Origin of the sequence: Pseudomonas sp. WS 5410 (assembly GCF_012985645.1) — a bacterium.
GTDB classification, from domain to species: domain Bacteria; phylum Pseudomonadota; class Gammaproteobacteria; order Pseudomonadales; family Pseudomonadaceae; genus Aquipseudomonas; species Aquipseudomonas shahriarae.
On the sequence record NZ_JAAQWS010000013.1, the window covers coordinates 101,103 to 120,804 of the forward strand.

Annotated in this window: 17 protein-coding genes; 11 read left to right on the plus strand and 6 right to left on the minus strand. The window is 62.1% G+C overall.

Annotation, left to right across the window (positions count from 1 at the left end; translation table 11 throughout):
- Positions 1 to 59: 59 nt before the first annotated feature.
- On the minus strand, positions 60 to 908 hold the full coding sequence (gene purU / locus HBO24_RS19145; RefSeq protein WP_029295472.1) for a formyltetrahydrofolate deformylase: 849 nt from the start codon (positions 906 to 908) through the stop codon (positions 60 to 62).
- Between the two features lie 350 nt (positions 909 to 1,258).
- Between purU and mvaT the strand changes: the two genes are divergently transcribed.
- Entirely contained in the window at positions 1,259 to 1,633 is a 375-nt protein-coding gene (gene mvaT, locus HBO24_RS19150; protein WP_057440135.1) for a histone-like nucleoid-structuring protein MvaT, read from the plus strand.
- 89 nt (positions 1,634 to 1,722) lie between these two features.
- Here the strand turns inward: mvaT and sbcB are convergent, their stop codons facing one another.
- Positions 1,723 to 3,150, minus strand: coding sequence for an exodeoxyribonuclease I (sbcB, locus tag HBO24_RS19155; protein WP_170045564.1), 1,428 nt, complete (start codon positions 3,148 to 3,150; stop codon positions 1,723 to 1,725).
- A 210-nt stretch (positions 3,151 to 3,360) separates the two neighbouring features.
- Here sbcB and HBO24_RS19160 point away from each other — a divergent pair, with 210 nt between their 5' ends.
- From HBO24_RS19160 to HBO24_RS19185, 6 genes are read left to right on the plus strand one after another with little or no spacing between them, the layout of a single operon-like run.
- Positions 3,361 to 4,053: an RDD family protein gene (locus tag HBO24_RS19160; protein ID WP_169959841.1), complete on the plus strand. Its 693-nt coding sequence runs from the start codon at positions 3,361 to 3,363 to the stop codon at positions 4,051 to 4,053.
- A complete protein-coding gene (locus HBO24_RS19165; RefSeq protein WP_169959670.1) occupies positions 4,050 to 5,030 on the plus strand; it encodes a stage II sporulation protein M in 981 nt (326 codons plus the stop codon). The genes HBO24_RS19160 and HBO24_RS19165 overlap by 4 nt, the downstream gene beginning before the upstream one ends.
- Positions 5,017 to 6,543: a DUF4129 domain-containing protein gene (locus HBO24_RS19170; protein WP_170060108.1), complete on the plus strand. Its 1,527-nt coding sequence runs from the start codon at positions 5,017 to 5,019 to the stop codon at positions 6,541 to 6,543. Before HBO24_RS19165 ends, HBO24_RS19170 begins: the two co-directional genes overlap by 14 nt.
- On the plus strand, positions 6,540 to 7,697 hold the full coding sequence (locus HBO24_RS19175) for a DUF4350 domain-containing protein (protein WP_170060109.1): 1,158 nt from the start codon (positions 6,540 to 6,542) through the stop codon (positions 7,695 to 7,697). Before HBO24_RS19170 ends, HBO24_RS19175 begins: the two co-directional genes overlap by 4 nt.
- Complete coding sequence (locus tag HBO24_RS19180) at positions 7,694 to 8,686, plus strand: MoxR family ATPase (protein WP_115128840.1); 993 nt, start codon at positions 7,694 to 7,696, stop codon at positions 8,684 to 8,686. The genes HBO24_RS19175 and HBO24_RS19180 overlap by 4 nt, the downstream gene beginning before the upstream one ends.
- A 7-nt stretch (positions 8,687 to 8,693) precedes the next feature.
- Positions 8,694 to 10,025 (plus strand): DUF58 domain-containing protein, encoded by a 1,332-nt coding sequence (locus HBO24_RS19185; protein ID WP_170060110.1) that lies wholly within the window; start codon positions 8,694 to 8,696, stop codon positions 10,023 to 10,025.
- 13 nt (positions 10,026 to 10,038) lie between these two features.
- Here the strand turns inward: HBO24_RS19185 and HBO24_RS19190 are convergent, their stop codons facing one another.
- Positions 10,039 to 10,398: a PilZ domain-containing protein gene (locus tag HBO24_RS19190; protein WP_057960549.1), complete on the minus strand. Its 360-nt coding sequence runs from the start codon at positions 10,396 to 10,398 to the stop codon at positions 10,039 to 10,041.
- Positions 10,399 to 10,631: 233 nt separating this feature from the next.
- The gene (locus tag HBO24_RS19195) at positions 10,632 to 11,006 is read right to left on the minus strand and encodes a hypothetical protein (RefSeq protein WP_057440129.1); all 375 of its coding nucleotides are present in this window, start codon (positions 11,004 to 11,006) and stop codon (positions 10,632 to 10,634) included.
- 175 nt (positions 11,007 to 11,181) lie between these two features.
- Here HBO24_RS19195 and pyk point away from each other — a divergent pair, with 175 nt between their 5' ends.
- On the plus strand, positions 11,182 to 12,633 hold the full coding sequence (gene pyk, locus HBO24_RS19200) for a pyruvate kinase (RefSeq protein ID WP_029295454.1): 1,452 nt from the start codon (positions 11,182 to 11,184) through the stop codon (positions 12,631 to 12,633).
- Positions 12,634 to 12,812: 179 nt separating this feature from the next.
- Here the strand turns inward: pyk and HBO24_RS19205 are convergent, their stop codons facing one another.
- Both HBO24_RS19205 and HBO24_RS19210 read right to left on the minus strand, forming a co-directional pair.
- Complete coding sequence (locus HBO24_RS19205) at positions 12,813 to 13,562, minus strand: enoyl-CoA hydratase (RefSeq protein WP_057960545.1); 750 nt, start codon at positions 13,560 to 13,562, stop codon at positions 12,813 to 12,815.
- A gap of 28 nt (positions 13,563 to 13,590) precedes the next feature.
- On the minus strand, positions 13,591 to 14,523 hold the full coding sequence (locus HBO24_RS19210; RefSeq protein ID WP_170060111.1) for an iron-sulfur-binding ferredoxin reductase: 933 nt from the start codon (positions 14,521 to 14,523) through the stop codon (positions 13,591 to 13,593).
- A 248-nt stretch (positions 14,524 to 14,771) separates the two neighbouring features.
- Here HBO24_RS19210 and HBO24_RS19215 point away from each other — a divergent pair, with 248 nt between their 5' ends.
- From HBO24_RS19215 to HBO24_RS19225, 3 genes are all read left to right on the plus strand, one after another.
- Positions 14,772 to 16,295, plus strand: a complete 1,524-nt coding sequence (locus HBO24_RS19215) for a fumarate hydratase (protein ID WP_057960547.1) — start codon at positions 14,772 to 14,774, stop codon at positions 16,293 to 16,295.
- Positions 16,296 to 16,517: 222 nt separating this feature from the next.
- A complete protein-coding gene (locus tag HBO24_RS19220) occupies positions 16,518 to 18,284 on the plus strand; it encodes an ATP-binding protein (protein WP_057958664.1) in 1,767 nt (588 codons plus the stop codon).
- Entirely contained in the window at positions 18,278 to 19,612 is a 1,335-nt protein-coding gene (locus HBO24_RS19225; protein WP_170060112.1) for a sigma-54 dependent transcriptional regulator, read from the plus strand. The genes HBO24_RS19220 and HBO24_RS19225 overlap by 7 nt, the downstream gene beginning before the upstream one ends.
- Positions 19,613 to 19,702: the final 90 nt, after the last annotated feature.

Sequence of the window (19,702 nt, forward strand, 5' to 3'; positions counted from 1 at the left end):
AAAAGGGCCTGGGTGATTTAACGCCCAAGCCCTTTTTGCTTCAACCCAAAAACAGTCGATCAGAACACCACGGTCTTGTTGCCGTGCACCAGCACGCGGTCTTCCAGGTGATAGCGCAGGCCACGGGCCAGGACCATCTTCTCGACGTCGCGGCCGAAACGCACCATGTCTTCAATGCTGTCGCTGTGGCTGACGCGGACCACGTCCTGCTCGATGATGGGACCTGCGTCCAGCTCTTCGGTGACGTAGTGGCAGGTTGCACCAATCAGCTTCACGCCGCGCAGCGACGCCTGGTGATACGGCTTGGCCCCGACAAAGGATGGCAGGAAGCTGTGGTGAATGTTGATTACCTTGCCGGCATATTCGCGGCACAGTTCCGGCGGCAGGATTTGCATATAGCGCGCCAGGACTACAACGTCCGCTTGATGCTGCTCGACCAGACGCGAGACTTCGGTGAAGGCCGGCTGTTTGTTCTGCGAGTCGACCGGGACGTGGTAGTACGGAATGCCATGCCACTCCACCATGCTGCGCAGGTCGTCGTGGTTGGAAATCACACAGGCGATCTCACAATCCAGCTCATCGCTGTGCCAGCGGTGCAGCAAGTCCGCCAGGCAGTGGGATTCGCGGCTGGCCATCAGCACCACGCGCTTTTTCTGCTCGGTGTCGGTAATACGCCAGGTCATCGAAAACTCTTCGGCGATGGGCGCAAACGCCTCGCGAAACGCTTCAAGGCCAAACGGCAGGGTGTCCGCGCGAATTTCGTGGCGCATGAAAAACCAACCACTGAGATTGTCCGAGTGATGACTCGCTTCGGTGATCCAGCCATTGTGGGAGGCCAGAAAGTTACTGACTTTAGCGACGATACCAACCCGATCCGGGCAAGCAATCACCAGACGAAAAGTGCGCATTAGGGGCAAACTCCAGAACTTCGCAAAGGCCGCCATTCTAGCGACACCGTAGAAAAACTGCAGTACTCCTCAGCGCTTATTCGCGCGATTCGTTGCGGCGGCCCTAAACAACGTATGGTTTTTACCTGGGCACTATGTCAGTACAAGCAGCTGTTACCGCAATTAGCCGAGATCTAATGAGAATATCTATAGCTGGCTGGGGCGCACTAAATAATGCACTCCGAGCCTTTCGCTACAAACATTCAAAGTAAATTACATAAAACCGAGCTTAAATGTTTACTTGGGCAAACTGTCTGACTATTATTAGGCCACTATCCCTGTCCCTCAGCGCCCCGTATAAGGTAGTCCACATGTCCCTGATCAACGAATACCGTGCCACCGAATCCGCTATCAAAGAGCTGCAAGAACGTTTGAAGAATCTGTCCCAAGACGACAAATTGCAAACCGAGCTGGAATTCGAAGGCAAATTGCGCACCCTGATGGGTGAATACTCCAAATCCCTGCGTGACATCATCGCGCTGCTGGATCCGGAATCGAAAGTTAAAGCACCACGCGCCGCCGTGAAAGTTACCGGTACCAAGCGCGCGCGCAAGGTCAAGCAATACAAAAACCCGCACAACGGCGAAGTGATTGAAACCAAAGGTGGCAACCACAAGACTCTGAAAGAGTGGAAAGCCAAGTGGGGCGGTGACGTGGTTGAAGGCTGGGCTACCCTGCTGGACTAAGGTTCGCCAGATCGTCACCTGATTCGCGACACAATAAAAAACGCCAGTTCGCTGGCGTTTTTTATTGCCCACTTTTTATCAAACGTCGATTACAGGCCCAGGCGCTGGCTTAAAGCGTCAGCATATTCCTGCCACTCATCCAGCACCTGACGCTGAAACGATGTAGCACTAGCGTCCAATTCAAGCCTGGCCTTATTGAAACTCTCAAGGGTATTTGGCGCGCCGTAATCCGCATCTGACAAGCGTTGCTGACAGAAGAGTTTCCAGCGTTGTTGCTCTTCACTGTCCAAGGTGTGCGCAAAGTTGCGGGCACGATAGCGAAATAATAATTCCGGCAAACGATGATCATCAAAAGGCCACTGCTGGCGTGCTAGTTGCTCGGGTTCAGCAGTGCGGACTTGCTCACATAAACGTCGATCCCGATCACCAATAAAACCATCGTAGAGCTGTTGCTCCGGGTCGGCGCTTGCGGCGAAATCGTCCTCGGCATAAATCGCCGGCAATTTATCCAGCCAAAGTTCCTGTGCGTCAGTTAGCCGCAGTGCCCGGGCCTGATATTCACGCATGTCCAGGTTCAATCGCTGCTGGTCTTGCGCCCGCAACACATTCAGCGGCGCGACGACCGGACAACGATTGATGTGAATGAGTTTGAGCGGCACCGGCAACTCACCCTCGGCCAATTGATCGCGCCGGGTATACAAGCGCTGGCGCAGGGTTTCGGCATCCAGGTCCAGCAGCGCCTGTGGGTCGAGCCCCAGGTCGCAGACAATCAACGCGTTGCGATTGCGCGGATGCCACGCCAGGGGCAGGACCACCCCCAGGTAATGGCGCTCAGCGGAAAAGCGCCCGGAAATATGCACCATGGGCTGCAACAGGCGGATTTGATCCATGACCCGCTGCTTGCTGCGCAGTTGAAACAACCAATCGTACAACTTCGGTTGTTTTTCCCGGACCAGCCGCGCCAGGGCGATGGTGGCCCGCACGTCAGCCAAAGCTTCGTGAGCCTGGCCATGGTCAATTCCATTGGCCGCCGTCAGGCGCTCCAGCTTGAGGGTCACGCGCCCGTCCTGCTCGGGCCAGACAATGCCGTCGGGGCGCAGGGCATAGGCCGTGCGCATCACGTCGATCAAGTCCCAGCGGCTGTTGCCGCTCTGCCATTCCCGTGCGTAAGGGTCGAAAAAATTGCGATACAAACTGTAGCGGGTCATTTCGTCATCGAAACGCAGGGTGTTGTAACCCGCACCACAGGTGCCGGGGGCGGCCAGCTCGGCATGCACCCGCGTCATGAAGTCGGCTTCGGCCAGGCCTTTTTCCGCCAGTTGGCCGGGGGTAATGCCCGTGATCATGCACGCGGCCGGGTGCGGCAGGATATCGTCGCTGGGCTGGCAATAGAGGTTGACCGGCGGCCCGACCTCATTGAGGTCATGGTCGGTGCGAATCCCGGCAACCTGCAGCGCACGGTCGCTGCGTGGGTTGATGCCGGTGGTTTCATAGTCGTACCAGAAGATCGAGGTCACGGGCTATTCCTGTGCTGAAGACCGACAAAGTCTAGGCGCTGGACGCCGCCCGGGGCCAGCGCCGTGTGCACTGGATAAACATTCAGTGAAACCTTGGCGCATTTTCAGGTGTTACTTCCGTCCACGACACTGCTAGCATCGGCCTCTCGAATTGCCGGCTGCCCGACGAGGTTGCCCATGCCCAGCCACACCGCACTGCCAGGGAATGCAATGCCCACCGCACCATTGGACACCCGCTATCAGATCGAGACCCCGGAAGGCATCGACCTGCCCTTGCGCCCCGCCGGGCTGATGCCCCGGGCACTGGCATTCGGCTTCGACCTGGGCCTGCGCGGCCTGATCCTCGGTGTCCTGTTCATCGCCCTGGCGTTTCTCGGCAACCTGGGCATCGGCCTGGCCTCGATCCTGCTGTTCCTCGTCAGTTGGTGGTACATGGTGCTGTTCGAAGTGCTCAACCAGGGCAGTTCACCGGGCAAACAGATCATGGGCCTGCGCGTGGTACAGGATGACGGCACGCCCATTGGCTGGTCCGCATCCCTGATCCGCAACCTGCTGCGGTTTGTCGATATGTTGCCGTTCGGCTATTTCCTCGGGGCCATCAGTTGCCTGCAACATCCCCACTTCAAACGCCTGGGCGACATTGCGGCCGGTACCCTGGTGATCTATCGCGAACAGCCCCTGGCCCGCCCTCACCTGCCCCAGGCCCCGGCATTGCGCCTGCCCTTTGCCCTTGAGCTGGACGAGCAACGTGCGATCCTGGGTTTTGCCGAGCGCCAGGGTGAGCTGTCCGCCGAACGGACCCACGAGCTGGCGGCGATTCTGGCCACGCCCCTGCAAGTCTCCCCCGCGCGCGCCGTGGAACAGCTCAATGGCGTGGCCCGCGGCCTGCTGGGGCCGACATGAAGCAAAGCCTGTTCGAAACCCGTCACCAGCCGCACTGGCAGGCATTTGCCAGCCAGTTGGCACTGCTTGAACAAGGCAAGGCAAAGGCCGAGGAGCTGACGCGTTTCCCTCAAGATTACCGACGCCTGTGCCAACATCTGGCACTGGCGCAGGAGCGGGGCTACAGCAGCTACCTGATAGACCCGCTGCAACAGTTGGCCTTGCGCGGTCATCAACAGTTGTATCGCCATCGCAGCCAGCTCGGTGCCAAGGTGCTGGGCTTCCTGCTGGCGGATTTCCCCCGCACGGTTCGCGAACAATGGCGCTTCGTGCTGGTCGCCAGCCTGCTGTTCTTTGGCAGCCTGATCGGCATTGCGCTGCTGGTCTACCTGTTCCCCGAACTGATCTACACCATTGTCAGTGCCCCGCAAGTGTCCGAGATGCAGGAGATGTACGACCCCGACGCCAGTCGCCTGGGCCGCGCAGCCGCGCGGGCGTCGAGCGAAGACTGGATGATGTTCGGCTACTACGTCATGCATAACATCGGCATCGCCTTCCAGACCTTTGCCGGCGGCCTGCTGTTTGGCCTGGGCAGCGTGTTTTTCCTGTTTTTCAATGGCCTGATGATCGGCGCCATCGCCGGTCACCTGACCGAAATCGGCTATGGGCAGACCTTCTGGTCCTTTGTCATCGGCCACGGCGCCTTTGAACTGACGGCCATCGCCCTGGCCGGCGCGGCCGGCCTGCAACTGGGCTGGGCCTTGATCGCGCCGGGAGCATTGCCCCGGGGTGAAGCACTGCGCCTGGCAGCCCGCAAAAGCGTGAAAATGATCTGCGGCGTGATTTTATTCCTGCTGATCGCGGCCTTTATAGAGGCCTATTGGTCCTCCACCACCGCCGTGGAACCTTGGGGCAAGTACCTGGTGGGCGCCGCGCTCTGGGCGATGGTGCTCGCCTATCTGCTGTTTGCCGGCAGGGGTCGTCATGCGCCTGAGTGACGCCAGCGTGGTAATCCGCCCCCGCACTACGTGGGAAGCCATGGACCTGGGGGTATTGCTGGCCCGCAAGCACCGCGTGCTCTTGATGAGCAGTTGGGCCTTGGTCAGCCTGCCGATCTTTATCCTGATCAGCCTTGCGCTGTGGGACTACCCATCTGTTGCTGTACTGGTGTTCTGGTGGTTGAAACCGGCCTTTGAGCGCCTGCCGCTGTATATCCTGTCCACAGCACTGTTTGGCGAAACGCCTACCCTCAAGCAGGCGCTGCGCCAATGGCCGCGCCTGCTCAAAGGTCAACTGCTGGCCAGCCTGACCTGGAGGCGCTTGAGCCTCAGTCGCAGCTTCGTCATGCCCGTGGTGCAACTCGAAGGCCTCGGCGGCCTGGCCCGCCAACAACGGCTGGGGGTGCTGCAACAGCGCAATGCCGGCGCAGCGCGCTGGCTGACGCTGATCGGTATTCACCTGGAAACAGCACTGTGGGTTGGCTTGATGGCGCTGTTCTACCTGTTCCTGCCACAACAGGTCGAGCTCGACTGGGACTGGCAACAACTGGCGCTGGCCAGCAGCCCGGACTGGCTCTGGCTGGAACACCTGACCAATGCCTTGTACGCCCTGGTCCTGGTGCTCTGGGAACCGATCTATGTGGCCTGCGGGTTCAGCCTCTACCTGAACCGGCGTACCGTGCTCGAAGCCTGGGACCTGGAGTTGGTGTTCCGCCGCCTGCGCCAGCGCCTGGGGTCAACGGTGGCCGTCCTGCTGCTGGCTGTCGGCCTGCTGCTGCTCCCGCCAACACCCCAGGCCATGGCCGATCAACCCGTGGCTGCACAACCCTTGAGTACGCCAGCCGCCAGCCAGGCGATCAAGCGCCTGCTGGAAGAGCCCCCGTTCAAGAATCCGGAATCCGTGACCCGCTACCGTTTCGGTGAAGACCAGACCATCGACAAACCCAAGCCCACAGGGGATGCCCGGTTGCCTGCCTGGCTTAAATCCTTGCTCGACAACCTCAACAGCGACACCTTCAAGTCCCTGGCCCTGGTCATGGAGGTGCTGTTGTGGAGCCTGCTGATCGCCGGCATTGCCTTGGTGGCCTGGCGCTATCGTGATTGGCTGCACGCCTTTGTCAGCCATCGCCGCGCCCCCCGCACCGTTGACCAGCCCGTGCCGTCACAACTGTTCGGCCTGGACATGGGCGTGGAAACATTACCCGATGACATCGCCGGTACCGCCGAGCAACTGTGGGCCACCCAGCCCCGTGAAGCGCTTGGCCTGCTCTATCGCGGCCTGCTTAGCCGGCTGTTGCATGACTTCAACCTGCCCCTGAAAAACGCCGATACCGAAGGCCAGGTCCTGGAGCGTGTGCGTCACTTGCAACAGCCGCAATTGCTGGCATTCAGCGACGACCTGACCCGCCACTGGCAAAACCTCGCCTATGGCCATCGCGTACCGCCTGCCCTGGCCCAACAACAACTGTGCGCCCACTGGCGCGCGCTGTTTGACAGCGAGGCCACGGGATGAACCGGCCACTGATCTGGCTCGCGCTGATCCTGGCCTGCCTGCTGACGGCGGGGGGCTTCTACGCCTGGCACAAGGCGATCCCCTACGAGGAAGTGGTCGAGCGCGGGCCATCACCCGAAGCCCAGGCTAATCCCTACCTGGCGGCGGAGCATTTCCTACGCCAGCAAGGCATAGCCGTTGAGCACGCCAACAGCCTGGAACGCCTGGCTACCCTGCCCGCCAAGGGCGGCAGCCTGCTGTTGCTCAGCGAACGCATCAACATGACCCCGCGCCAGGTCGACCAGTTGCTGGAGTGGACCCAGGCCGGCGGCCACCTGCTGCTGGTGGCCGAAGCTATATGGGATGAAGAAACCCAGGACAGCGGCGACCTGCTGCTCGATCGCCTGCAGTTGCGCCAGGCCTTCAGCGATGACTTCGACCAGCCAGCCCCACCTCGCAAGGGCAAGAAACCGGACCTGACACGCCTGTATGTCGATAATGAAACCGCACCGGCCTTCTTCAGTTTCGACACCGACTTCACCTTGATCGACCCCAGGCACCTGGCCCAGTTTTCGGCCAACAGCGCCAAGTCCAGCCACTTGATGCAACTCGATCTCGGGCAGGGCCGTGTGACAGTGATCACCGACAGCGAACTGTGGAAAACCCCGGATATAGGCCTGCACGATAATGCCTGGCTGCTCTGGTACCTGACCCAGGGCAGCAATGTCACCCTACTGTCCAACACGGATGTCGAGAACCTGTTCAGCCTGTTGCTGCGTTACTTCCCCCAGGCCCTGTTGGCACTCGCCGCCTTGATTGTGCTGGGGTTGTGGCGCGCCGGCATACGCCAGGGGCCCATCCAGGCACCCGCGCCCAAGGCGCGCCGGCAACTGCTGGAGCACTTGAATGCCAGTGCCGATTTCCTGCTGCGCCGCAGTGGGCAAAACAGCCTGTTGCACGCCCTGCAGCGGGACATCCTGCGCACCGCCCGCCGCCGCCACCCCGGCTTCGAACAGTTGGACACTGCCGGGCAATGGCAAGCCCTTGAACGCCTGACTCGCCAACCGCCATCCATTATCAGCCAGGCCCTGGGCCCACTCCCGGCAAAGCGGCTTTCCAGCGCCGACTTCAGCCGCCAGGTGGCCTGCCTGCAAACCCTCAGGAATGCCCTATGAGCGACTCTCCAGTGGATTCACCCAACACCCTCGACACCGGTCGGGCCACCCAGTTGGCCCAGGCGCTGCGCACCGAGTTGCGCAAGGCCGTGATTGGCCAGGATGGGGTGATTGATGACGTGCTGACCGCATTGATCGCCGGCGGCCACGTGTTGCTCGAAGGGGTTCCCGGCCTGGGCAAGACCTTGCTGGTACGGGCCCTGGCCCGCTGCTTTGACGGCGACTTCGCGCGTATCCAGTTCACCCCGGACCTGATGCCCAGTGATGTAACCGGGCATGCCGTGTACGACCTGCACACCGAGCAGTTCAAACTGCGCAAGGGGCCGTTGTTCACCCACTTGCTGCTGGCGGACGAGATCAACCGGGCCCCGGCAAAAACCCAGGCCGCCCTGCTCGAAGCCATGCAGGAACGCCAGGTCACCCTCGAAGGCGAAGCCCTGCCTATCGGCCAGCCCTTTATGGTGCTGGCCACCCAGAACCCCATCGAACAGGAAGGCACTTATCCACTACCGGAGGCCGAACTCGACAGGTTCATGCTCAAGGTGCGCATGGACTACCCCGAGGCGCAGCAAGAGGTGGATATGGTGCGTGAAGTGACCCGTTCATCGCGCGCCGACATGCTCGACGTGCAACCACTGCGCACCGTGCTGCAAGCCGCTGACGTGTTGCTGTTGCAGCAGGTCGCCAGTGAGCTGGCCCTGGATGAACAGGTACTCGACTACGCCGTGCGCCTGGCTCGTACCACCCGCACCTGGCCCGGTCTGGCCCTGGGCGCGGGCCCGCGTGCGTCCATCGCCCTGGTGCGGGGTGCCCGTGCTCGCGCCCTGCTGCGAGGTGGCGAGTTCGTCACGCCGGACGACATCAAGAGCTGTGCGCTGGCAGTGTTGCGCCATCGGGTACGCATCGCCCCGGAGCTGGATATCGAAGGCCTGGAGGTGGATCAGGTGCTGACCCAGTTGCTCGACCAAGTGCCGGCACCACGCCAGTGACATGCCCATGAGACCGACTCGCCTGTTGCTGGCCTGGCTAGCCGTGTTGCTGGGCCTGAACATCGCCCTCGGGACGGCCGTGGCCCTGCAACTCAACGTGCCGGCCGCCCTGCATTCCATCGCCTGGGGCCTGCTCCTGGCGCTGCTCTTGCTGGCCTTGCTCGATGCTGGCCGGCTGAAACGCCGCCCCTCGCCACGCCTGCGCCGGCAGATGCCCGGCAGCCTGGCGCTGGGGCGTTGGAGCGAGGTGCGGATCACCCTGGAACATGACTATCCACAGCCGTTGGTCCTGGAGGTGTTTGATCACGTACCGGATGGTTTGAGCGTGCAAAACCTGCCCCAGTCCATCGCCCTGCGCCCCGGGGAACAGAGCGAACTGGGCTACCGCCTGCGCCCCTTGAGCCGTGGGCATTTCAGTTTTGAGCGCTGTGAGGTACACCTCCCCAGCCTCCTGAGGCTGTGGACTGCCAAGCGCCAGGTGCCGGTCAAGGACGCCACCCGGGTCTATCCGGATTTTGCCCGCCTGTACGGCGCGCAATTACTGGCGGTAGACAACTGGCTCAGCCAACTGGGTGTACGCCAGCGCCAGCGTCGCGGCCTGGGCCTGGAGTTTCACCAGTTGCGGGAATTTCGCGAGGGTGACAGCCTGCGCCAGATCGACTGGAAGGCCACGGCCCGGCAACGCACGCCGATTGCCCGGGAATATCAGGATGAGCGCGACCAGCAGATTGTGTTCATGCTCGACTGCGGCCGGCGGATGCGCAGCCAGGACAACGAGCTGGCGCATTTCGACCACGCTCTCAACGCGTGCCTGCTGCTCAGCTATGTGGCCCTGCGCCAGGGCGATGCCGTGGGCTTGTGTACCTTCGCCTGCGACCAGCCGCGCTACCTGGCACCCGTCAAGGGCTGCGGCCAGTTGAACCAGTTGCTCAACGCGGTATACGACTTGGACACCACCCGGCGCGCGGCCGACTACCAGGCTGCGGCCAACCAACTGCTGGCCCGCCAGAAACGCCGGGCGTTGGTGATTATCGTGACCAACCTGCGTGATGAGGACGATGAGGATCTGCTGACCGCCGTCAAGCGCATCAGCCGCCAGCACCGGGTATTGGTCGCGAGCCTGCGCGAAGAAGTGCTGGATCAAGTGCGCCAGGCGCCTGTGCAAACCTTGCCGGAAGCGCTGGCCTACTGTGGCAGCGTCGACTACCTCAATGCCCGGGAAGAATTGCATGACCGCATGAAGGCGCAGGGCCTGGCGGTATTGGACGCCCGACCCTCGGACCTCGGCGCAGACCTGGTAACCCGTTACCTGGGCTGGAAAAAGGCCGGCGTGCTATGAATGGCGTATGACGCTAGGCCGAAGCCTGCAAGGGATCAAAGCTGAAGTACTGCAACAGCGCAGCAATCAATTGCCCGTACTCGTCGGGGGCCTGCAGCAGGGTGAACCCCGAATCGTAATGCTGGGGATTGATATCCTCACGGCTCCACAGGCAGGTAGCAGTGAAGTCAATGGCATGCACATCCCCCTCAGGTCCGGGGATCTTCAAGCGCAGCTCAAAATCCGCGTTGACCATCATGGGTAATCGGCTGACCAACATCAGCCCCTCGCTGGAGATGTTACCCAAGTAACCGATGGGTTTATCCGTGTGGCGGTTGAACACCTGTAAAAAACAGGGCAACTGGTGTCGCTCAATCCTTCGGTCGGTAAACATGATGAGATCGCCGTCCAATGGCCATGATTCTGGCCGTTCCTGTGATTCGGACCGGAGCGCTGCCAGCAGCACCCCGCTCTCCCCCGGACTTCGCTACAACAGCAGCCTTTGCCCTGTCGCTTTAACGCCATCGAATCAGGGGCTACATCTATCTGGATTGAAAGTTGTACAAACAGACATCCAAAGAATAGCCCAACTCTGGCAAGAGGCCAGCTATCAAATTACAAATGCCATCACAAGGCGGCTGGCCGCGCTCGTGCAGTACTTGCACCCGGGTAATGCCCCAGTTGTTGCAGGGTATCCAGGCGTGCGCGGGCACGGAATGCGTATTCGCTCGACGGATATTGGCTGATGATGAACTGATAGGTCTGCACGGCATCCACGAACAACTTCTGCCGTTCCAGGCACTGCCCACGCAGCATCGAGACCTCCGGCTGCACGTAGCGACGGGACCGGCTTTGACGGTCGACCTGGGACAATTCCAGGGTAACCCGTTCGCAGTCGCCTACGTTGTAGGCCCGGTAGGCATTGTTCAAATGATGGTCCATCGACCAACGGGTACAGCCGACAACACTGACGGCCAGGGCTGCAATGATCAAAACTCGCATGGGTGTTCTCCTGTCTTGAGCAGTGTATCGACCCTTAGGCGAAAATCTTCAAGGTTGTTCGTCTGGCGTCATCGAGTGAAAACAAGCGAATCGACAATAAGTAGTGCAAACGAACAATGACTACAGCCAAAGAGCATAGTAGCCTTCCCCAGCGCTAGAACTCAGGAGTCCGTGCATGTCCGTCCGTCGTACCAAAATCGTCGCCACCCTTGGCCCGGCCAGTAACTCGCCGGAAGTCCTCGAACAGCTGATTCTGGCTGGCCTGGACGTTGCCCGTCTGAACTTCTCCCACGGCACCCCGGACGAGCACAAGGCTCGCGCCAAGCTGGTACGTGACCTCGCCGCCAAGCATGGCCGCTTCGTCGCGCTGCTGGGTGACCTGCAAGGGCCGAAGATCCGTATCGCCAAATTCGCCAACAAGCGCATCGAGCTGAAGATTGGTGACAAATTCACCTTCTCCACCAGCCATCCGCTGACCGAAGGCAACCAGCAGGTCGTGGGTATCGACTACCCGGACCTGGTCAAAGACTGCGGCGTCGGCGACGAACTGCTGCTGGACGATGGCCGCGTGGTCATGCGTGTCGACACCGCCACCGTCACCGAGCTCAACTGCACCGTGATCATCGGCGGCCCGCTGTCCGACCACAAAGGCATCAACCGTCGCGGTGGTGGCCTGACTGCACCGGCCCTGACCGAAAAAGACAAGGCTGACATCAAGCTCGCCGCCGAAATGGAAGTGGACTACCTCGCCGTATCCTTCCCGCGCGACGCTGCCGACATGGAATACGCCCGCCAACTGCGCGACGAAGCCGGCGGTACCGCCTGGCTGGTGGCGAAGATCGAGCGCGCCGAAGCCGTGGCCGACGACGAAACCCTCGACGGCCTGATCAAGGCGTCCGATGCAGTGATGGTTGCCCGTGGCGACCTCGGTGTAGAAATCGGTGACGCAGAACTGATCGGCATCCAGAAGAAAATCATCCTGCACGCACGCCGCCACAATAAAGCGGTGATCGTCGCGACCCAGATGATGGAGTCGATGATCCAGAACCCGATGCCGACCCGTGCCGAAGTGTCCGACGTGGCCAACGCCGTGCTCGACTACACCGACGCCGTGATGCTCTCGGCGGAAAGTGCTGCCGGCCCGTACCCGCTGGAAGCAGTCCAGGCCATGGCGCGTATCTGCGTCGGCGCTGAAAAGCACCCGACCAGCAAAACCTCCAGCCACCGCATCGGCAAAGTGTTCGAAAGCTGCGACCAGAGCATCGCCCTGGCCGCCATGTACACCGCCAACCACTTCCCGGGTGTGAAGGCGATCATCGCCCTGACCGAAAGTGGCTACACGCCGTTGATCATGTCGCGTATCCGTTCCTCGATCCCGATCTACGCGTTCTCCCCGCACCGCGAAACCCAGGCCCGTGCGGCCATGTTCCGTGGCGTCTACACCGTACCGTTCGACCCGGCGTCGCTGCCGCCTGAGCAAGTCAGCCAGGCTGCCATCGACGAACTGCTCAAGCGTGGCGTAGTCGAGAAAGGCGATTGGGTGATCCTGACCAAGGGCGACAGCTACCACACCATCGGTGGCACCAACGGCATGAAGATCCTGCACGTTGGCGATCCAATGGTCTGAGTGACCCGCTGAAAAGCAAAGGCCCTGGCACGTGAGTGACAGGGCCTTTTGCATTTCAAGTCATGGTGATGTGGTGACTGGGCTGGCGTTATCGCGGGCAAGCCCGCTCCCACATTGGAGCGCATTTCAAGTGTGAGAGCGGGCTTGCCCGCGATAACGCCAGTCCAACCACTTGGATTTCAGCGCCGGGCAATAAACCCCGACAACGCCGCAATCGCCTCCGGCGACCTCAGACGCTGGGTAAACAATGCACCCTCCTCCTCGATCACCTGGCGCAATTGCTCGCGGTCGACGCTCTTCATCAATTGCTTGGTCACCTGCACCGCCCCCGGCGCCAGGGTCTCAAAGCGCCCGCCGACTTCCCGCGCCTTGGCCAGGGCCGCTTCGCCGCTGCCCAACGCTTCGGTGGCGATCCCCCACTGCGCAGCCTGCTCTCCACTGAACCCTTCGCCCAGCAGCAGCAACTCGGCGGCTTTCGCGTGCCCCAGCAAGCGCGGCAGGATCAGGCTGGAGCCAAACTCAGGGCACAGCCCCAGGTTGACGAATGGCATGCGCAACCGGGCATCGCGACTGACATACACCAGGTCGCAATGCAGCAGCAGCGTGGTGCCAATGCCCACCGCCGCCCCGGCCACGCCGGCAATCACCGGTTTGCGGCAGTTGAGCAGGCTTTGCATGAAATGAAAGGGTGGGCTGTCCAGGTCTGTGGGCGGCTGCTCAAGGAAGTCGCCGATGTCGTTGCCGGCGGTAAAGCAGTCGCTGCTGCCCTGGATCAGCACGGCATTGACCGTCGTGTCGGCATCGGCCTGCTCCAGCGCCGCCGCCAATTGGCTGTACATGGCGCGGGTCAGGGCATTTTTCTTGTCGGGGCGATTGAGTTGCAGGATCAGCAGCCCACGGTCACGGTGCAGCAGGATGGCGTCGGTCATGGTGAGTCTCGCAGATAGACATCAGCGCTCAACCACGGGGCAGGAACACATCGGCCAGCAGTTGATTGCGCGGCAAGCCAGCCAGGAACAGGCGCTTGGAAAAGGCCTCGACACTGCAGGGGTGCCCGCAGAGTAAGGCCAGGGTTTGCCGGGAAACAAGCCGCAGTTGCGCCAAAGCCTCGGTCAACTGCGCCGCCGTCCACAGCTCCACACTGAGGCTGGGATGGCTCGCGGCCAGTTGCCTCAGGGGCTCGGCCAGATAATGGCTGTCGGCATCATGGGCCAGGTGAATCACGCGAATGGCGCCCTGGTGATCCTGGCGCAACGCCTCACGCAACACGCCCCACAACGGGCCCATTCCAGTGCCGGATGCCAGCAGCCACAGCGGCCGGGATTGCCAGTCCGGATCGTAGTGCAACGCGCCGCCGCGCAACTCGCCCAGGCGCAATGGATCGCCGGCCTGTAACTGCCGCGCAAGGTCGCTGAATTCGCCGGGCAGGCGGCAATCGAGGTGGAACTCCAGGAACGGATCTTCCTCGGGCAGGCTGGCCAGGGAATACGGCCGCGCCACCGTGCCCGCCCACAACACCAGGTGCTGGCCGGCCCGGTAGCGCAACCCACGTTCCGCTTGCAGGCGCAGGCGCAACACTGTCGGGCTCAACCAATCGGCGCTCAGCACCGTTGCCGCCGCGCCGTCGCGCAAGGGGTCAAAGGTCTCGACCTGAACATCGCCCACGACCTGGCACTGGCAGGCCAGACGCCAACCGTCCTGGCGTTGTGCCGGGTTCAGGGCATCGGGCTGCTTGTCATCAACCTCGCCCTGGCAGCGCACCAAACACGCATGGCAACTGCCCGCGCGACAACTGTAGGGCACAGCCACACCGGCCTGGTTCAAGGCATCCAACAGATTGCTGCCGGTGGAGACCGACCAGCGGCGTTCGCCGACGTGCAGTTCAGGCATGAAAGGCCTCACATCAAAATGTGCGATCACTGTAACTGCTTTTTGTAGGAGTCGGCTCCTCCAGGAGGGTGGTCGGCAGCGTTTGACCATCGTCGGGTGTATCGGCCATCGCGCCGGGTTATACTGCCGCGCCTTTTTAGCGTCGCGCCAGCACTACCCGGCGTGCCTTGGAAAAGGTGGCTTCAGCGACCGATGCACCCATCTGAAGCCACCTTTATTGAATGTTCCCTTATAGAGGAGCGCGACTCATGACCGTGATCAAGCAAGACGACCTGATTCAGAGCGTTGCCGACGCCCTGCAATTCATTTCCTACTACCACCCCGTTGACTTCATCCAGGCGATGCACGAGGCCTACCTGCGCGAAGAATCGCCGGCAGCCCGTGACTCCATGGCGCAGATCCTGATCAACTCGCGCATGTGTGCCACCGGCCACCGCCCAATCTGCCAGGACACCGGGATCGTCACCGTGTTCGTACGCGTGGGCATGGATGTGCGTTGGGATGGCGCCACCATGGGCCTGGACGACATGATCAACGAAGGCGTGCGTCGCGCCTACAACCTGCCGGAAAACGTCCTGCGCGCCTCGATCCTCGCCGACCCGGCCGGTGCGCGCAAAAACACCAAGGACAACACTCCGGCAGTGATCCACTACTCCATCGTCCCGGGTAACACCGTGGAAGTGGACGTGGCCGCCAAAGGCGGTGGTTCCGAGAACAAGTCGAAAATGGCCATGCTCAACCCGTCCGACTCGATTGTCGACTGGGTGCTCAAGACCGTTCCGACCATGGGCGCCGGCTGGTGCCCACCGGGCATGCTCGGCATCGGCATCGGCGGTACCGCCGAGAAAGCCGCAGTGATGGCCAAGGAAGTGTTGATGGAATCCATCGACATCCACGAGCTGAAAAAGCGCGGCCCGTCCAACCGTATCGAAGAGATGCGCCTGGAGCTGTTCGAGAAGGTCAACCAACTGGGGATCGGCGCCCAGGGCCTGGGTGGCCTGACCACCGTGCTCGACGTGAAGATCATGGACTACCCGACCCACGCCGCCTCGTTGCCGGTGTGCATGATCCCCAACTGCGCCGCCACCCGTCACGCGCACTTCGTGCTCGACGGTTCCGGCCCGGCCTCCCTGGAAGCGCCACCGCTGGACGCGTACCCGGAAATCGTCTGGGAAGCCGGCCCGTCGGCCCGTCGCGTCAACCTCGACACCCTGACCCCGGAAGACGTGCAAAGCTGGAAGCCGGGCGAAACCGTACTGCTCAACGGCAAGATGCTCACCGGTCGCGACGCGGCGCACAAGCGCATGGTCGAGATGCTGAACAAGGGCGAAACCCTGCCGGTGGACCTCAAGGGTCGCTTTATCTACTACGTCGGCCCGGTAGATCCGGTGCGCGAAGAAGTGGTTGGCCCGGCTGGCCCGACCACCGCCACGCGGATGGACAAGTTCACCCGCCAGATCCTCGAACAAACCGGCCTGCTGGGCATGATCGGCAAATCCGAGCGCGGCCCGACCGCCATCGAAGCGATCAAGGACCACAAGGCCGTGTACCTGATGGCCGTCGGCGGCGCTGCTTACCTGGTGGCGCAAGCCATCAAGAAGTCGCGCGTGGTAGCTTTCGCCGAACTGGGCATGGAAGCGATCTACGAGTTCGACGTCAAGGACATGCCGGTCACTGTTGCCGTCGACAGCAAGGGCGAGTCGGTACACATCACCGGTCCTGCCATCTGGCAGAAAAAGATCAGTGAGAGCCTCGCGGTAGAGGTGCAGTAAGCACCTCCCCGCAAGGATAAAAGGCGACTGTGGCTCCATGCCGCAGTCGCCTTTTTTATCACCGACGATTTTGTGGGAGCGGGCTCGCCCGCGATGCAGGCACTGCGGTCTGGCTGCAGAACGCGTCGATGCAATCGCGGGCAAGCCCGCTCGCCACAAGTACTGCGCTCGTCCTGCTGCATGGTATGGTGCTCGCCCCCTACTGCAGCTGTTCATTCTCGTATGATCGCGATCCCTCGCCCATTGCGTCTGACCTTCTACTCCCTGCTGATTATCGCCGGTGCCGTTTTGGCCGCCGCTCTTGCCATGCGCCAGGCTGAACGCCAGTCCCTGGTGGACGATGCCGGCCGTGCCAACCAGCAACTGGCGCTGTATGCCAACTCCCTGCACACCCTGATTGAACGTTACCGCGCCCTGCCCGCCGTACTGGCCCTGGATTCGGAAATGATCCGCGCCTTGCAAGGCCCGCTGGATCCGGCGACCCAGGACGTGCTCAACCACAAACTGGAACGCATCAACGGTGCCGCGCAGTCGTCGACCCTGGAGCTGATGGACCGCACCGGCCTGGCCGTGGCGGCCAGCAACTGGCGGTTGCCCAGTAGCTATGTCGGCCACAACTATGCGTTTCGCCCGTATTTCAGCCAGACCCGCAGCCAGGGCACCGGGCGCTTTTATGCGGTGGGGGTGACCACCGGGATTCCGGGGTATTTCCTGTCCAGCGCAGTGCTGGATGAGCAGGAGCAGTTTCTCGGCGCCATGGTGGTGAAACTGGAGTTCCCGGAACTGGAGCGCGAATGGGCCCAGGGCGACGACCTGCTATTGGTCAGCGATGCCCGGGGCATTGTGTTTATCGCCAATAAACCCGGATGGCGTTACCGCAACCTGCGCCCGCTGTCGGCCAACGATCTGGCCGAGCTCAAAGCCACGCGCCAATACGATAAAAAACAACTGCAGCCCCTGGACACCCAGACTTTGCAGCGCTTTGACGAAAACAGTCACTTGATGCGCGTCGCCGGGCCCGAAGGCAATGCCAACTACATCTGGGAATCCCTGCCTCTCAAAGCCGAAGGCTGGACCTTGCACCTGCTGCGCAAACCCCAGGTCGCCTTTGAAGACCAACGTAACGCCGGCCTCGCCGCCGCTGGCCTGTGGTTGACCCTGGTGTTCCTGGTGCTGTTCCTCAGCCAGCGCTGGCGCCTCGCCCGCTTGCGCCAGCGCAGCCGCGCAGAGCTTGAGAGCCTGGTGGAAGAACGCACCCGGGCCTTGCGCACCGCCCAGGATGGCCTGGTGCAGTCGGCCAAGCTGGCGGCGCTGGGACAGATGTCCGCGGCCCTGGCCCATGAAATCAACCAGCCACTGACTGCCCAGCGCATGCAACTGGCCACCTTGCGCCTGCTGCTCGACCACGGGCGTATCGACGACGCCTACCAGGCCCTGACGCCGTTGGACGACATGCTCACCCGCATGGCCGCCCTCACCGGCCATCTCAAGACCTTCGCCCGCAAAAGCCCCAGTGGCCTGCGCGAACGCCTGGACCTGGCGACCGTGGTCGACCAGTCCCTGCAGTTGCTCGACGCACGCCTGCGGGACGAAGCCATCGGCACCGTGCTCGACCTGACCCGCCCGGCCTGGGTGCGCGGCGATGCCATTCGCCTGGAACAAGTACTGATCAACCTGCTGCGCAATGCCCTGGACGCCATGGCCAACAAGCCACGCAAGCGCCTGGAAATCCGCCTGCATGCTGATCAACAACTGTGGCACCTGAGCGTCAGCGACAGCGGCGGTGGGATTGCCGAGGAACACCTGAACAATGTTTTCGACCCGTTTTTTACCACCAAGCCGGTGGGGGACGGGCTCGGACTTGGGCTGGCGGTGTCGTACGCTATCGTGCATGAACTGGGGGGGCGCCTGATTGCTGCCAACCAGGGGGACGGCGCCGTCTTCACCCTGATCCTGCCCATCGCGCTGGAGGCGCCAGACCTATGCTGAACGCGGTGATCGTGGTTGATGACGAGGCCAGTATCCGCACGGCCGTGGAACAGTGGCTGAGCCTCTCCGGGTTCGAGGTGCAGTTGTTCAGCCGTGCCGAGGACTGCTTGGCCAAACTGCCCAGGGATTTCCCCGGGGTGATTCTCAGCGACGTGCGCATGCCGGGCCTAAGCGGCCTGGAGCTGCTGGCCGAGGTGCAACGGCGCGATACCGATTTGCCAGTGATCCTGCTGACCGGCCATGGCGACGTGCCGATGGCCGTCGAAGCCATGCGCGACGGCGCCTACGACTTCCTCGAGAAACCCTTCAGCCCCGACGCCCTGCTCGCCAGCCTGCGCCGGGCCCTGGACAAACGCGGACTGATCCTGGAAAACCGCCGCCTGCACCAACAGGCCGATCATCGCGCCCAGTTGGAGTCAACCCTGTTGGGGGTGTCGCGCAGCCTGCAGAACCTGCGGCGCCAGGTGCTGGACTTGGCCGGTTTGCCGGTCAATGTGCTGATCCGCGGCGAGACCGGCAGCGGCAAGGAGCTGGTCGCCCGTTGCCTGCATGACTTCGGGCCCCGGGCAAAGAAGCCGTTTGTCGCGCTCAACTGTGCGGCGATTCCCGAGCAACTGTTTGAAGCCGAACTGTTCGGCCATGAAAGCGGCGCCTTCACCGGCGCCCAGGGCAAGCGCATCGGCAAGCTGGAGTACGCCAACGGCGGCACGTTGTTTCTCGACGAGATCGAAAGCATGCCCCTGGCCCAGCAGGTGAAGCTGCTGCGGGTGTTGCAGGAACAGAAACTGGAGCGTCTGGGTTCCAACCAGAGCATCAAGGTCGACCTGCGCATCATTGCGGCCACCAAGCCCGACCTATTGGACGAAGCCCGCGCCGGGCGTTTTCGTGAAGACCTGGCCTACCGCCTGACGGTGGCACAACTGCGCCTGCCACCGTTACGCGAACGCCGCGAAGATATCCCACTGCTGTTCGACCACTTTACCCAGATAGCCGCCGAACGCCTGGGCCGCGAGAGCGTGCCCCTCAACGGGCCGCAACTGGGGCAGTTGCTGAGCCATGACTGGCCGGGCAACGTGCGCGAACTGGCCAACGTCGCCGAACGCCAGGTGCTGGGCCTGGGCGAGCCGGAGCCGGAAGGTATCGAGGCCGGGCAATCCCTGGCGGCGCAGCAGGAGGCATTCGAGGCCCATTGCCTGAAAGCCGCGCTGACCCGGCATAAGGGCGATATCAAGGCGGTTCTGGCCGAACTGCAACTGCCACGGCGGACCTTCAATGAGAAGATGCAGCGCCATGGGCTGACCCGGGAAATGTTTCTGTCGATGGATTGAGGTCCCCCCGAGGGCCTCATCGCAGGCAAGCCAGCTCCCACACTTGAATGTATTCGCAAATCAGAATGTGGGAGCTGGCTTGCCTGCGAT

What these genes read in the sequence shown, in the direction of transcription:
- purU (WP_029295472.1), bottom strand. Translation starts at nt 908, where the DNA reads ATGCGCACTTTTCGTCTGGTGATTGCTTGCCCGGATCGGGTTGGTATC.
- mvaT (WP_057440135.1), top strand. Translation starts at nt 1,259, where the DNA reads ATGTCCCTGATCAACGAATACCGTGCCACCGAATCCGCTATCAAAGAG.
- HBO24_RS19160 (WP_169959841.1), top strand. Translation starts at nt 3,361, where the DNA reads ATGCCCACCGCACCATTGGACACCCGCTATCAGATCGAGACCCCGGAA.
- HBO24_RS19165 (WP_169959670.1), top strand. Translation starts at nt 4,050, where the DNA reads ATGAAGCAAAGCCTGTTCGAAACCCGTCACCAGCCGCACTGGCAGGCA.
- HBO24_RS19170 (WP_170060108.1), top strand. Translation starts at nt 5,017, where the DNA reads ATGCGCCTGAGTGACGCCAGCGTGGTAATCCGCCCCCGCACTACGTGG.
- HBO24_RS19175 (WP_170060109.1), top strand. Translation starts at nt 6,540, where the DNA reads ATGAACCGGCCACTGATCTGGCTCGCGCTGATCCTGGCCTGCCTGCTG.
- HBO24_RS19180 (WP_115128840.1), top strand. Translation starts at nt 7,694, where the DNA reads ATGAGCGACTCTCCAGTGGATTCACCCAACACCCTCGACACCGGTCGG.
- HBO24_RS19185 (WP_170060110.1), top strand. Translation starts at nt 8,694, where the DNA reads ATGAGACCGACTCGCCTGTTGCTGGCCTGGCTAGCCGTGTTGCTGGGC.
- HBO24_RS19190 (WP_057960549.1), bottom strand. Translation starts at nt 10,398, where the DNA reads ATGTTTACCGACCGAAGGATTGAGCGACACCAGTTGCCCTGTTTTTTA.
- HBO24_RS19195 (WP_057440129.1), bottom strand. Translation starts at nt 11,006, where the DNA reads ATGCGAGTTTTGATCATTGCAGCCCTGGCCGTCAGTGTTGTCGGCTGT.
- pyk (WP_029295454.1), top strand. Translation starts at nt 11,182, where the DNA reads ATGTCCGTCCGTCGTACCAAAATCGTCGCCACCCTTGGCCCGGCCAGT.
- HBO24_RS19205 (WP_057960545.1), bottom strand. Translation starts at nt 13,562, where the DNA reads ATGACCGACGCCATCCTGCTGCACCGTGACCGTGGGCTGCTGATCCTG.
- HBO24_RS19210 (WP_170060111.1), bottom strand. Translation starts at nt 14,523, where the DNA reads ATGCCTGAACTGCACGTCGGCGAACGCCGCTGGTCGGTCTCCACCGGC.
- HBO24_RS19215 (WP_057960547.1), top strand. Translation starts at nt 14,772, where the DNA reads ATGACCGTGATCAAGCAAGACGACCTGATTCAGAGCGTTGCCGACGCC.
- HBO24_RS19220 (WP_057958664.1), top strand. Translation starts at nt 16,518, where the DNA reads ATGATCGCGATCCCTCGCCCATTGCGTCTGACCTTCTACTCCCTGCTG.
- HBO24_RS19225 (WP_170060112.1), top strand. Translation starts at nt 18,278, where the DNA reads ATGCTGAACGCGGTGATCGTGGTTGATGACGAGGCCAGTATCCGCACG.